The organism is Dyadobacter sp. AC419 (assembly GCF_979253085.1).
Map to the genome: position 1 here is coordinate 1 of NZ_CEEDCD010000030.1, position 13,749 is coordinate 13,749.

Below are 13,749 nucleotides of genomic sequence, written 5' to 3' on the forward strand. Positions count from 1 at the left end.
TGTGCCCGGTATTCACCTCTTTCCATCCCGACTACGTGTCTCCGAACAGAGAAGTTAAGCGGGGCTGCCTAAGCCCAGAACCGCCGATGATACTTGGATCAAACCTGATAAAGCAGGCGGGACGCGCAGTCTAGCCGCCACAATACCAACACAAATACCATCTCACAAGGATGGTCTTTTTTTGCTCGAGACCTGATGGATTTAGGTAGAATGACTTTGTCCTGATCAGCATATATATTCGTAATGCACAAAAAAACCTCAACTCGCTATCATCTAGCTCATTGAGGTCTTAAAGTAGTGCCGAAGATGGGACTCGAACCCACACAGGGCAACCCCCACACGCCTCTGAAACGTGCGTGTCTACCAATTTCACCACTTCGGCCTAAAAACTGGTTGGCAAAAATAATAATGTTTTAGACTTTGTCAGCTGGTTATGTCAAAAACGCACAAACTTTTTAAATTTTGATATTCTCGAACTGAGCCGGAATGTGAATGTTTTTGAAGCCGGCACTTTCGAGTTTAAGTTTGAAAGCCACTTGTGTTTCATATTCTCCGTGAACAAGAAAAACCTGCCTAACCCTTTCCGGAGTTTGACATGATAAAAATGCCAGCATTTCATTATAGTCTCCGTGGCCTGAAAAGGATTCCATTGAAGCAATTTGGCATCGCACTTCAAATTGTTCACCAAAGATATTAACGTGCTTGTCTCCACGTTTTAATGCTCCCGCAAGTGTATTGCCGGATGCGTAACCCACCAGAAGAATGGTTGAGTTCGGATCGCCGATATTATTCTTGATATGGTGTTTGATACGGCCAGCTTCTGCCATACCCGATGCTGATATGATTATGCAAGGCTCTTTGTTGTCGTTTAAGGCGATAGACTGGTTTACATCTGAGATATAGTTAAGATAGGGAAAAGCGAAAGCGTCACCGTCTTTTTCTATATAAGCTAGAATTTCAGGATTGAAACACTCATCATGCTCTTTCATAATGCTCGTCGCGCGAATGGCGAGCGGACTATCAATGTAAACCGGAATTTCAGGAAGACGACCAGAGCTTGACAACTGATCCAGCGCGTAAATAAGCTCTTGTGTGCGGTCGATAGCGAATGCAGGAATGATCAGCTTACCTTTTCGTTTGACACATGTTTCATGCACAACTTCTAAAAGATGGCCTTGCATATCTGGTTGCTTTTCGTGCAGGCGGTCGCCGTAAGTTGATTCGCAAATGATAGTGTCAGCTTGTGGAAAGACGTCTGGTTTACGCAAGATCCGGTCTTCGGGGCGGCCAATGTCACCCGTAAAAGTAACCTGCTTGAATGTTCCTGCATCGGCAATTGTCAGATGGACGGCTGCGCTGCCTAACAAATGCGCTGCATCAGTCAGTAAAACAGAGACCTCCTTGTCATTGCCTAAGTGAAAAACTTCTCCATAACGAACTGATTTGAATAAACTCAGTGCCTTAACGGCGTCTTCCGTGTCATACAATTCGTCCAGCAACGGCCTGCCTTGCTTTTCCCGGCGCCTGTTAATGCGTTCAAGGTCTTTTTCCTGAATGTGGGCGCTATCCAGCAGCATTACTTTACAAAGATCTGCTGTGGCCGCCGTACAGTAAATAGGGCCGGAAAAACCTTGCTTAACGAGTCTTGGGATTAATCCTGAATGGTCAATGTGAGCATGCGATAGGATCAAATAATCTACATCGGACGGTTTGAAACCAAAGTTTTCGTTCAACTCATCAGTTTGGATGCCTTGAAACAATCCGCAGTCCAGCAGAATCTTTGTTCCCTTCTCGGTTGTAATCAAATGCTTGCTGCCGGTAACAGTTCTTGCGGCTCCAAAAAATTGTATGTTCATAAAGAGAGTTTAATCAAGCTAAAACGTAAAGCGAATCCAAATTCCGCCCTATCCCGTCGTAATCCAGCCCATAGCCGACTACAAACTTATTTTCTATATCAAAACCAATGTATTTCAAATCAACAGGCGTTTTCAATGCCTCCGGTTTGTGCAGCAATGTCGCGATCTCCATTGAAGCAGGGGCCAGTTTGCTCAACTGATCCAATAACTGTGACATGGTCAGACCGGTGTCGACAATGTCTTCAATAATGATTAGGTCGCGGCCAGAAATGTCTTTATCCATTCCTATTATTTCCCTGACCTCGCCGGTCGACTGTGTTTTTGAGTAGGATGAAAGTTTTATAAAGCTAATTTCGCAGCTTAATGGGATCCGTTTTACTAATTCGCTGGCAAAAAGGAATGCGCCGTTTAGAACCACCACGAAAAGTGGACAGCGGCCGCGGTAATCATTTGTTATGCTATCGGCAAGAGCGGTTATTCTATTTTCTATGACTTCCCTGGATATTAATGGGACAAATGTCTTGTCAAGGATGTTAATCATAATTGGGTGTCATTTTATCAAAACGGCCTTTGCCGCAGATAATAAATATTTTTTCAGGAGCGGAGAATTGTGTTAGTCAATATTAACTCTTTTTTCAAAAACCTAATCAGTAGCAAACGTAAAATATAAATCCCGCGTTAATTAGTGGAATTTTACCCCTGACATGAAAAATTTAATTATCCATATTATCGCATATTGTTGCCTGGCGGTGTCTGCTACACAATTGGCTCATGCCCAATTGTATTCATCTGCGGAGCTGGACAAGAATTATGATATGATTCTTAAAAATCCAAGCGTGCAAATTGAATCGACAGAGGCGATAAACATGCTTTATAACTATAAGTTTGCGGAAGCAGATGCGGAATTCCGCTGGCTAAAATATCGCTATCCGAAGCATCCAATGCCGCATTTTCTGATGGGGCTGGCGGAATGGTGGAAGATTGTTCCTAACACCGAAAACGAGGCGCATGACAAAGCTTTTCTTGCACAAATGGACTCAACCATCAATCTGGCGGAAGAACTTTATGACAAGGAAAAAAACAAAGTGGAGCCCGCATTCTTTCTCGCAGCGGCTTATGCATTTAAGGGGCGGTTGTATGCGGAAAGGGAAAGCTGGACCAAAGCGGCATTTGCTGGCAAAAAATCATTGAAATACTTTGAGCAATGCAAAGGAAATGGTGATCTGACGCCTGAGCTGCTTTTCGGTGACGGATTATATAATTACTATGCAGAATGGGTGCCAAAAGAATATCCCATTTTGAAGCCCGTAATGTCACTTTTTCCAAAAGGAAATAAAAAATTAGGTGAGCAGCAACTGGAAAAAGTTGGTAACAATGCATTCTATACGCGGGTTGAAGCGCGATATTTTCTCTTGCAGATTTATAGCATGGAAAATGAATACAGTAAGGCCTATGAAATGGCGAAATATATGTGGCAGACTTATCCCAACAACCCTTATTTCGAACGCTATTTTTGCCGGACCGCTTTTGTAACAGGAAAAATGGCCGAAGCAGAGAAGGCTGCTCAGAATATTATTGATAAAATAAGTCAGGGAATGCCTGGTTATGAGGGTGTAAGCGGGCGTAATGCTGCCTATGTGCTTGCTTACTATAACATGACTTATCATAAAAATTACGATCTGGCTGGAAAGTTTTACCAGAAAGCAATTGACTATTCAACGCAGACTAAATCTCTCAATGCGGGCTATTATGTGTCTTCGCTGATCGGATTGGGCAAAATTGCAGAGATAAAAAAGGATTACGATGAAGCATTGCGTTTCTACAAATTAGCAGCCGACAGGGCCGACAAAAAGACAAGCCAGGATAAGGAAGCAAAGAATGCAATCTCAAATTTGAAGAAATTGAAACGGGAACAGCGGAAAAAGCGGTGAGCCCGCCAAGTCGTTAAGACTTGGCAAGCTTCAAAGCTGCGTAATGTTTAAAGAACAAAGGGATCGTTTCAATTCCTTTGTAATAATTGAAAAGACCGTAACTCTCGTTTGGTGAGTGCAAGGCGTCGATATCCAGACCGAAGCCCATCAGAATGCTTTTTCTGCCGAGTTCCTGCTCAAATAGCGCCACAATCGGAATGCTTCCTCCACCGCGTGTTGGAATGGGCTTTTTTCCAAAAGATTCTTCCATCGCCATTTCAGCCGCCTGATATTCGACAGAATCCGTTGGCGTTACATAAGGCAGGCCGCCATGATGTGGCATAACCTTCACTTTTACTGACGCCGGTGCAATGGATTCGAAATGTTTTGTAAACAATTCCAGTATTTCGTCATCGGTTTGATTCGGCACCAGACGCATGGAAATTTTCGCATTAGCCTTCGAGGGAAGGACCGTCTTGGCGCCTTCACCAATATATCCACCCCAAATGCCGTTCACGTCCAGCGTAGGACGAACCGAAGTGCGCTCGATCGTGGAATAGCCTGCTTCCCCTGCGATATCGTCAATCTGCAAGTCTTTTTTATATTCTTCCACGTCAAATGGTGCTGCGTTTAGTGCATCCCGTTGCTCGGAAGTCAGGTCTTCAACATTAGCGTAAAAGCCTGGAATTGTAATGTGCCCATTTTCATCTTTAAGAGATGCGATCATCTCGCAAAGCACATTAATCGGGTTTGCGACGCCGCCGCCATAAACTCCCGAATGCAAATCACGGTTGGCACCTACAACCTCAACTTCCACGTAAGTCAGGCCTCGCAATCCGGTTTCAATCGAAGGAACGTCATTAGCGATGATGCTCGTGTCGGAGATCAGAATCGTATCACATTTAAGCAGCTCGCGATGCGCTCTTACAAAATCACCCAAATGCGACGAACCGATTTCTTCTTCGCCCTCGATCATGATTTTTACATTACACGCGAGGTTATCCGTTGCAAGCATCGTTTCCAATGCCTTAATGTGCATATAAAACTGCCCTTTGTCATCGCAAGCGCCGCGGGCGTAAATGCGTTCATTCTTGATAACAGGCTCAAATGGTGGTGAATTCCAAAGTTCGTAAGGGTCAGCCGGCTGCACGTCATAATGTCCGTAAATGAGCACAGTAGGAAGCGCAGGATTAACGATTTTCTCGCCATACACAACAGGATGGCCGGGTGTTTCGAATATTTCAACGCGATCTGCGCCTGCTTCCGAGATCCTGTCCCGCACATAGGCAGCCGCATTGAGCATATCCGGCTTGAATTTGGAATCTGCACTCACAGAAGGGATACGCAATAAATCCAAAAGCTCATTCAGAAACCGGTCCTTATTATTTTCTATATATTGAAGCATTTTCTTCTTTTTTGTTTTGTAAAAATGGCTGCCTAACAGCGGGTCAAGATAAAAAAATAGCCCCTAAGGTCTGTCCTTAGAGGCTATTTTTTTAATTATAATGTCTTACTGATGATTGCCTGACTTTGATTTTCTAAAAATATTAACACGATTTTCGTTGCCGTTAAGCAGTCTGACAATGTTCTTCTGATGCGTAAAAACAACCAGGATAAACATCGTGAATCCGAATACAATCAGCAACGGCTCCGGATGCCCGAAAACGCCAATCCAGGAAAGAACCGGAAAAGCGAGTGTCGCCAGGATCGAGCTTAACGAAACATATTGAGAAGCTAAAAGTGTCAGAATGAATATCGTAATGCAAACAGAAGCAAGTTCCGGATGAATGGCCAAAACCATTCCGAGCAATGTAGCAATCCCTTTTCCACCTTTAAAACGCACGAAAACAGGAAAGATATGTCCCACAATGGCAATGATTCCAAACAGGATCTTGTACATGAGCAACTCCGTCTCGCCAATCTCATTCATATAGAAAAGCATTGAGGCAAGGCACGTTGCAGTCCAGCCTTTCAACACGTCAATCAGCATCACAACCGTTCCTGCACGCTTTCCAAGCACCCTGAATGTATTGGTAGCGCCTGCATTTCCGCTGCCGTGTTTTCTTACATCAATTCCAAAATAACCTATTCCGTACCAAACTGAACTGGGTATTGATCCTAACAAGTAGGCAGCGATAATCGTAGTTATTAATAAGGCAATACTCATATTGTACTATTCGCAGAAAATTTTAAACGTTAAATTGTTTTGTTCAAAAATACGATAGTTGAGGGATTTTACAAGCAAAAACACTACAAAACTAACATTATACAAGTGAAATTTCAAATTGTAGCATTAACTATTGCCAATTCTACAAAGACATCAAAATCCTTCGGCAGGTTCCACTTTCTTCTTTTTCGTTTCTGCGGGCACCACTTTCTTCTTGGCTGTTTTCGCCGCCAGCTTAGCTTTTTTAATGGCTGGTTGGTAGAAATCGTCAAACCGGTTCACAAACGCATCCTTCTCTTCGGAGCCAATAGAAACCAGCGACATATCCTTCGATTTCACATTTTTGGATTTAGCCGTAATCTGATCATTAAAATCAACTTGCGATGAAACGACGCCCAACTCACCTAACTTATAATCAAAATAATACCAGACATCAGGCGACGCTTGTAAAAATAAGCTGAACTCATCGCCGTCCACAGAACGACGGATTTCCAAAACCCCTTCCATTTGTGCATTAATGTTGTTTCTGCCCAAATTCGCAACGCCAATCGGCCCTTGCGAATAATAAGAACCATGTGAAGCGGACCAGTTCAGATTCACATTGGACAACAACATCGGCACATCCAAAACAGGTGAAGCCTCGAACAACGGTTTATAGCCGGCGGCAGTTAGTTTGACATAAGCATCGGTCGCTTTTGGTCCGATTAAAGCCGACAATTTGTTATTCAATTGTTCTGCGTCATCATCCGCGGCCGTGCTGTTTTGTTCTTCAAGATTAACTTCTACAATTTTAGCTGCTAACGGTTGCGCGATCGGTTCCAAGGCTGGTAATTTCATCAATAACATTGTATTGAAGCTGAATCTTGCGCTGTCAACCTGCACTTCGCCGGTTCCTACGGATTGAAGCCATTGTGCGCCGGTGAGTTTTAATGGTCCGGAGAATGTGGCCAGGCCGGTTTTGTCGTCAAATCGCAAAGCATTGGCTTCGTCGATGAGGCCATCGGCTCCCGGTGGAGGCAGCACTTTGAATGCTTTCTCATCTTCATTGTAGTTCAATGCGCCTTGTGCGAGATAAATGTCCTCATCTCCATCCGACTCTTTGGGTGATAAGAAGGACATATATAAGCCGCGCGCTTCATTATAATGCAGACCGACCGAAAGCGGAATCTCATGTTCGTTTTTCAAATCCTTATCGATCTTGATCGCCACAGTTTCACCGGGCGCGTCTTTATAAACGATCCACGAGCTTTGGAAATCCTTTCTGAACTTGATCACCGGCTTTACAAAACCGTCCAGTTGCAATGAAGGCTCGTAAGCGATGAGATTAATGCCGCCTTTGTATTGAATGCGCGGCGATAGCAAAAGGTTTTCTGTCTCCTTAATGTCCGCGCGTGCAGTCGTGTAATATTTGACCGAAGCAGGCGCCTGATTGTTGTTACGCTGTTTTTTACCCTCTTCCGTCGCGCCCATTTCTCTCAACTCAAAATTTTGCATTTTGATATTGAATGTGTCTTTCCGGGCAGTAATGTATTGGTAAGTCGCCGAGCCTTCAAAATGATTTCTGGAATCAATCCGAATGTCTGCATCGCGCATTCTGTGCGACGTGTTTAATGTGTCAATTTCAATGCGTGCTTTCTTCAACGGAGCTATTTTTCCTTTGCTATCCACGCTAACCAAGCCGCCATCCGGAATAATCTTCACATCCGCAGTCTGAATAAAAGGAACGCCTTTGATGTTCAAGGTCACTTTTTCAACATCATAAATAGCCTCAGAACCATTGAATGTCAACCCTTCCTGATCCGGATCCATGGATGTGTAGGACGACGTCTCGCCAAAGCCTTTCATCAGAATGGTTTTCTTCGCCATATCCCACTTCGCACTTCCGATCAATGTCTTGTAAGAAGCTGTTGGAATTTCCATTCCGGATGAATCACTTCCAAAGCCCGTTTCGTCCGTCAAGAAGTTGGCAATGCCTGTTTTGAAATTAAAATCAATGTTAACATTCTTGCCTGTCAGCAATTTTTTAGTCGATTTCTGGTCAACGCTGTTAATGGCGAATTCGGAACGGTTGGCCAAATAACCATCTTTATTGAACTTAATGTCAGGAGACGAAAGCTCAGAATCAGGTCTTTTCAGCTTTCCGCTTCCGTACAACCCGCTCGAACGCAGTAACAAGCTTCCTTCCAAACTCGTGGTTCCATTATAGAAAGAAAACGATTTTCCTTGCGTATTAATGAACATGCTGTCTGCATTAGGATACCATTTCAATGCATAATCCTTCAATTGCACGGCCGGGAAATAACCTTTGCCAATCGTTGCTTCCTTAATGCTAGCCACATCCCCGGACGCCATCAAAGAATCGGCCGTAAGCAACATATCCTTTGCGGTCATTGACGCAGACAGATATTTTAAAACCCCTTTGGAATGCAAACCGGTGTTGTCCATTGTAAGCGTGTCCGTAAATTTGGCCATCGCTTTGCCTTCGTACAGCTTCATGTCCGTCACCGGTGGCTTGTATTCAAACCCAAGGGAGTTGTCCGGCATGCTTTTCAAAACCGTCTGAATGTTAGGAATAATGCCATTTGCATTGAATGTTCCTTCAAAAATCACATCCCGCTCATCCAATCCGCCCATATCAATTTTCGGAATTTTGAAATTGACTTCTCTTGGATAAATGACCGTTCCGCGTTCAGGCTGGTCGAAATAAACCATCATCCCTTCCTCAACCACAAGCCTGGGCGACTTTTTGACGCCTTTTTGAAGCCCGGATTTGTTCTTCGGATCACTCAGATAGAATGTTCCGCCCTTTTCATATTTAACGTGACCGCCGACTTCGCCTTTTTGACCTTTCGCAAATTTCTCTCTCGGGGTAAATGTGATGGAATCGGAAGGGGCAACATTTACAAAAAACTGATTGTAGTCAAATTTGATATTCTGGCCTCGGAACTGATAATTGGAAGCGACCATCTGGCCATTCAATGTGAAATTCCTGTTTTTACCAATGATCAGTTTTTTGTCCTGAGGAACGGCGTAAATTTTCAGCGAATCACTCACGACAAACCGCGAAACGCCCATTACAGTAAGCATCGTGTCCGGCAAATAAATCGTCGCATTAGCAACTTCATCATTAGCAGTGTATTGCGACGTCACCTGGAAGTTGTCGTAATCCGCTTTATCCAGATTTGCCAGCACAAACAGAATTCCTTTTTTGCTTAATGCATATTCATCCGTCGCCTTGTTATAGATGAAATATTCTTCCAGCGTCAGCCTTTGCAGCGCATTACGCATGATTTCGGGCTTCTGCTTGAACTTCGTCGCCAGTTCATCCGCAAGAAATGTGTTCTTTTTTTCTGTTTGCGAATAACTGGCAGCCATAATAAGTGGCTGGAAACCATATTCTTTGCTAATGTCTTTGAACCGCTCCTTTTTGAAATAATCCAATGATTCCAGCTTCACGGGAGCAACTTGCTTACCATTAATTCGAAAAAATTCGACCTTATCATTCGGAAACCGCCAGCGCATTGCCTGCGACCAAATGTTCATTTTGTGGTAAGTGTCTTTGTAAGGAAGCGGTGCGTAATCTGTTCTTTCAACGCGGCCTAATTTTACCAAACCTTCGTCATCATTATACCTGAATGCAACGCCCGGATGGTAAAGCGAATCTCCGCCGAGCGGCATCGAGTAAGTCGCAAATGAAGCTGCTATCACAGAATCTTGCAGGACAAACTTCTTGCTTTGGGCTGTAAATGCGAGCTTATCCTTGTATTTCACCTTAACCGTTGAAGGCAAATCGCTCAGTGAAGAGCTGTACATTTCAGTTCCGATCAACGCAAATCCACCTTTGTAATCAATATTGTTACGGTTATCCTTTAATCTGGCGTCAATGCCGTTGGAGACAAAACGCGGATATGGAGCCGGTTGGCCCTTTATTTTCTTAACTCCCCGATATTCAAGCTTTCCCTTGATTGGCGCAGCAAGCTTTTGATCATTATGAAGCGTCACATTATCCGCGACAAGTTTCGGCTGTGTAATGTTGAAAGAATAGGTGTCGAGATCAGCGTAAATGGATGAATCACCTGCAGCCTGCCAGTTAAATTTTCCATTTTTACCAACAAAAATCCCGTCTTTAAGCGCGATGCTTCCATTTGTAGGGCCAAAAACCACCGAATCTCCACCGGCAACCATTGCAAATGTTGCATTTTGAAGATCCATAATTGCGCCAGAAATTGCAGGCAACGGAGTCGACTTGGGCGCAATCACAAAGTTGGAATCAACAGGCGTGTCCCAGCTGTCGTTCATCGCCGCCACATTCGCTTCCGCATTGGCTGCTTCTGCACTTGTGGTGTCAAAGCGATATTTGTGAGAACCGCTGAGGAGATAAAGTGAATTATAATTTGCGGCGTAAAGCTTATTTGATTCATTAACGGCCTTCACCGTTTCGAGGATTCTTTGCAGCGCCTTACCGTCATATTTTTGCCCCGATTGCGTGGCAAGGTCCAGGAAACCATCCAGATTTTCGGGTGACTGCTTCGCAAATGCATGCGCATTCCGCACAAGCAAATACATTACGGGACCGGCTTTTTGACCTTTTGCGATCTGTGTTTTAACAATGTTGATAAACTTCGTCTGCTGCGATGCATTGAGGGAAGACATCCAAATGCTGTCCAGTTGCGCTGCTGAACGGATATATTGCGGATTGCGCGAGCCGTCGATCAGTTTGCGTAATTGCACTATAAATTGACCCGGCTCATCTGAAATTTTGAGATTTTGTGCAGATACAGTTTTGCCCGTAAATGCTAAAAGCAAAAAAAGTAAAGCAGTACGAAGTATCCTCATTTGTTAAATTAGCTTTTGAAAACGACACAAGCCCACTGATTGCGTGTGTTTGAATTTATTTTTGTTAATCCGTTTTCTGATGCACACTGCTCAATGTCAGCCTGATCAGTTTCATAAAATCCGCTGGTAACCAACCATCCGCCCGGTTCCAAATGCTTCACATAAGCGGGAATTTCGCTCAGCAGGATATTGCGGTTAATGTTAGCGAGGATGCCGCCGAACATGTTGCCCTCCGGCACATCAACAATTGTTCCCTGGAAAACAGACGCGTCCGACGCCAGATTGTTCATTGAAAAGTTCTCTTCTGTATTTTCAACGGCCCATTCATCGATATCAAAACCCAATAATTCCGAAGCACCCAGTTTGGAGGCCAGAATGGAAAGAATTCCGGTCCCGCATCCTACGTCCATCACCGATAATCCTGCATGCGGAAGGCTGAGCTGTTCATTCATGACGAGCCAGGTGGTTTCATGGTGCCCTGTGCCGAAAGACATTTTTGGCTGGATCAGCAAGTCGTATTTGAATGCAGGATCAGGTTCGTGAAAAGTGGCTCTAACCCGGATTTGGTCACCAACTTCAATTGGCTCGTAGCTTTTTTCCCACTCCTCGTTCCAGTTTCTTCTTTCTAACGATTTCCAGGTGGCCGCTATTGTCGTTAATTCCAGGTATTTGGCTGTAAGATCGTGTATGTTTTGTTCGTCAAAATCATTCTCCTGAATGTACGCCAAAAGCCCCTCGTCCGTCTCGACAAAAGATTCAAAACCCGCCTCACCCAATTCCGCCATCAATATTTCCGAAAAATCCGGATCCACTTTTAAGTCAACTTCTATGTAATTCATTATGAATAATTTTATGGTAGTTCTCTCTGCAAGTTTATTATGCAACCTGAATTTTAAATAATTAATGCCGGTAATTTATAATGACATTTGAGATTAACGGTATTATTCACCTATAAGCCAAAAAGCCCAGTCAAATGTAACTTTGAATGGGCTTTCATTTTATTGAAATTTTATCAAGGCTTCCGCCGCTTCGCGGCGAGATCATGAGCGGTGTCGTAATATGACCGCAGATTCATCCAGTCGAACACATCGGAAATGTTTTCAACACGGTTTCGTTGCATGATGCGGTCGCGACGTTGCATTCTCACGAATTTAAAAAGAATGTCGGCTAGCTGATCTGCTGCCTGGGTGAATGTCTGGGATTTTCTGTTGATTACGTAGATGCCGCGGTTTTCGTAATCCCGCATGATCTGCATAATGTAATCTCCAAAACCGGAAAGATCGCTTGTAACAGTAGGAACGCCCCGAACTACACATTCCAATGGCGTGTAACCCCATGGTTCATAGTAACTTGGGAAAACACCTAAGTGACAACCGCGAACAAATTGACCATAATCAAGCCCGAAAAGCGGGTTGGTTGAGGAAATGAAATCCGGATGATAAACGATTTTCACACGGTCACGCTCGTTATTGACAAGATTGGCTGTTTTGCAAAATTCTGTAATGCCATCTTCCTGTTTCAGATCATGCGTTACAAATGCTGGCAACTTATCCGTTTTCCAGCTTTGAATGGTTCTTCTAAGCCTTAAACGCCAATATTCGTCTACGAAATTATTCAAATCAGGCATTTTATGATCCGTTCCCGAAGCTGCTGCCAGGAATAGCTTTTCGCCCACATCCTTTTCAATGGCCGTACAAGTTTCCTGTAACTCGTTCAAAACAGCACGTGATTGCAAAACATCCGGATTAACCGAGTAATAAGGCTGTTTGGTCACAATGAACATCACAACCGTCATATCCATATTGGCCTGCACCATTTTCCAGTTCAGCCGCGCTAATGCTTCAAGCGTGAGGTCGTAACCTTTATTGCTGTATTCGTAACGACCGGAAGTGAAGAAGTAAAGTGTTTTGTCAAGATCAAACGAATAGCTTGGGAAGAAATGTCCCAAAACAAACTCGTGAATGCGTTCCTTATGCTTTAAATGGAGATTCTGAAATTCATGGACAGCCTGGAAGCGAACCACATTCAGACCGTTCGGCGTAACCAGATCAGGCATTCTACCCAGGAAAACTTCACATTCCCGTGCAGTAACGTCACTTACCGTTGTCAATACATGCGCACTTAATGCAGCCTGTCTTTCAACCGAACATTGCGCCAGAATGCCGTAGTTTTTTGCCTCCTGCTCCCAATCAAAGAAAGGAAGCTTGCTATAAAATCCGCTTACATTCTGCGCAAGATAACGCCCCAGCATTGTGGCATGGGTCGTGAATGTGGTAGCGATTTTAACATTATCGCGTTTCAGGTCCGGTAAGCCGCTGCTCGCCATCCATTCATGGAACTGCGCAAAAATTTCCTCGCGTTTTGCATTCTCCTCAGCATATTCCTTCAAGAAAAGACGCACAAATTCACCAAAACACAAAGTTTGGTTTACAAGGTGTTCAACATTGATAGTCGGAATTCTGCTGCGTTCCCAAAGGTTGAATTTGATTGTATCCAACTCGTGCGCAATGCTTTCCAGATCAAAAAGAATCACGCGCGGCTTGCCGGTTACAAGCCAATAGCCATAAAAAACATTATAACCCATGTCGCGCAACCGTTTCACGACACGTGCAGCCGGAGAGTCCTCCAGATCACTGATTACTTCAAATTCGGATGACGCTTTTTTCTCGAAATAAGGGCCTAGCAAAAAGTAGTTTTCATCCCACTTTTCAACCATTGCGGGAACCTTGGTCCGTATTACTGTATAAATTCCTCCAACTTGATTACAAACCTCCCATGCAATTTCAAACAGGACGTTTTTCTTAGTGGTTTTGACAAATGGTTCCAATACGGGATGTAGGTTTAAACGTTACTAGCTGCATTGCAAAGCGTGATGTTTTCTATTAGTCACAAAAATCCTTGTAATTACACAATAAATATGCAGAAAAATTATTCAGAATTACAACATTCCGGTGTTTGTTTCTTCGACCTTAAACGCATC

At 43.8% G+C, this 13,749-nt stretch carries 8 protein-coding genes and 1 tRNA gene; 1 reads left to right on the plus strand and 8 read right to left on the minus strand.

Annotation, left to right across the window (positions count from 1 at the left end; all coding sequences use genetic code 11):
• Positions 1-298 precede the first annotated feature (298 nt).
• The 3 genes from AC0IYG_RS29425 to hpt form a co-directional block, all read right to left on the minus strand.
• A tRNA-Leu gene (locus AC0IYG_RS29425) sits at positions 299-382 on the minus strand.
• A 73-nt stretch (positions 383-455) separates the two neighbouring features.
• On the minus strand, positions 456-1,856 hold the full coding sequence (locus AC0IYG_RS29430) for an MBL fold metallo-hydrolase RNA specificity domain-containing protein (protein ID WP_471714615.1): 1,401 nt from the start codon (positions 1,854-1,856) through the stop codon (positions 456-458).
• Positions 1,857-1,869: 13 nt separating this feature from the next.
• Positions 1,870-2,397, minus strand: a complete 528-nt coding sequence (hpt, locus tag AC0IYG_RS29435; RefSeq protein WP_471714616.1) for a hypoxanthine phosphoribosyltransferase — start codon at positions 2,395-2,397, stop codon at positions 1,870-1,872.
• Positions 2,398-2,560: 163 nt separating this feature from the next.
• On the opposite strand from hpt, the gene AC0IYG_RS29440 reads away from it, so the two are divergent.
• A complete protein-coding gene (locus AC0IYG_RS29440) occupies positions 2,561-3,787 on the plus strand; it encodes a tetratricopeptide repeat protein (RefSeq protein ID WP_471714617.1) in 1,227 nt (408 codons plus the stop codon).
• Between the two features lie 13 nt (positions 3,788-3,800).
• On the opposite strand, the gene AC0IYG_RS29445 is transcribed toward AC0IYG_RS29440, so the two are convergent.
• The 5 genes from AC0IYG_RS29445 to AC0IYG_RS29465 all read right to left on the minus strand — a co-directional run bounded on the left by AC0IYG_RS29445 (position 3,801) and on the right by AC0IYG_RS29465 (position 13,596).
• Positions 3,801-5,171, minus strand: a complete 1,371-nt coding sequence (locus tag AC0IYG_RS29445) for a dipeptidase (RefSeq protein ID WP_471714618.1) — start codon at positions 5,169-5,171, stop codon at positions 3,801-3,803.
• Between the two features lie 105 nt (positions 5,172-5,276).
• Positions 5,277-5,933 (minus strand): glycerol-3-phosphate 1-O-acyltransferase PlsY, encoded by a 657-nt coding sequence (plsY, locus tag AC0IYG_RS29450; protein ID WP_471714619.1) that lies wholly within the window; start codon positions 5,931-5,933, stop codon positions 5,277-5,279.
• Positions 5,934-6,086: 153 nt separating this feature from the next.
• Positions 6,087-10,769 (minus strand): hypothetical protein, encoded by a 4,683-nt coding sequence (locus tag AC0IYG_RS29455; RefSeq protein ID WP_471714620.1) that lies wholly within the window; start codon positions 10,767-10,769, stop codon positions 6,087-6,089.
• An 8-nt stretch (positions 10,770-10,777) separates the two neighbouring features.
• Positions 10,778-11,608 carry a 50S ribosomal protein L11 methyltransferase gene (gene prmA / locus AC0IYG_RS29460; protein WP_471714621.1) on the minus strand — a complete coding sequence of 277 codons (831 nt, stop codon included), beginning with the start codon at positions 11,606-11,608 and terminating at the stop codon, positions 10,778-10,780.
• 173 nt (positions 11,609-11,781) lie between these two features.
• Positions 11,782-13,596 (minus strand): glycosyltransferase family protein, encoded by a 1,815-nt coding sequence (locus AC0IYG_RS29465; RefSeq protein ID WP_471714622.1) that lies wholly within the window; start codon positions 13,594-13,596, stop codon positions 11,782-11,784.
• Positions 13,597-13,749: the final 153 nt, after the last annotated feature.

Coding starts and splice junctions, on each gene's coding strand:
- AC0IYG_RS29430 (WP_471714615.1), bottom strand. CDS start 1,856: ATGAACATACAATTTTTTGGAGCCGCAAGAACTGTTACCGGCAGCAAG.
- hpt (WP_471714616.1), bottom strand. CDS start 2,397: ATGATTAACATCCTTGACAAGACATTTGTCCCATTAATATCCAGGGAA.
- AC0IYG_RS29440 (WP_471714617.1), top strand. CDS start 2,561: ATGAAAAATTTAATTATCCATATTATCGCATATTGTTGCCTGGCGGTG.
- AC0IYG_RS29445 (WP_471714618.1), bottom strand. CDS start 5,171: ATGCTTCAATATATAGAAAATAATAAGGACCGGTTTCTGAATGAGCTT.
- plsY (WP_471714619.1), bottom strand. CDS start 5,933: ATGAGTATTGCCTTATTAATAACTACGATTATCGCTGCCTACTTGTTA.
- AC0IYG_RS29455 (WP_471714620.1), bottom strand. CDS start 10,769: ATGAGGATACTTCGTACTGCTTTACTTTTTTTGCTTTTAGCATTTACG.
- prmA (WP_471714621.1), bottom strand. CDS start 11,608: ATGAATTACATAGAAGTTGACTTAAAAGTGGATCCGGATTTTTCGGAA.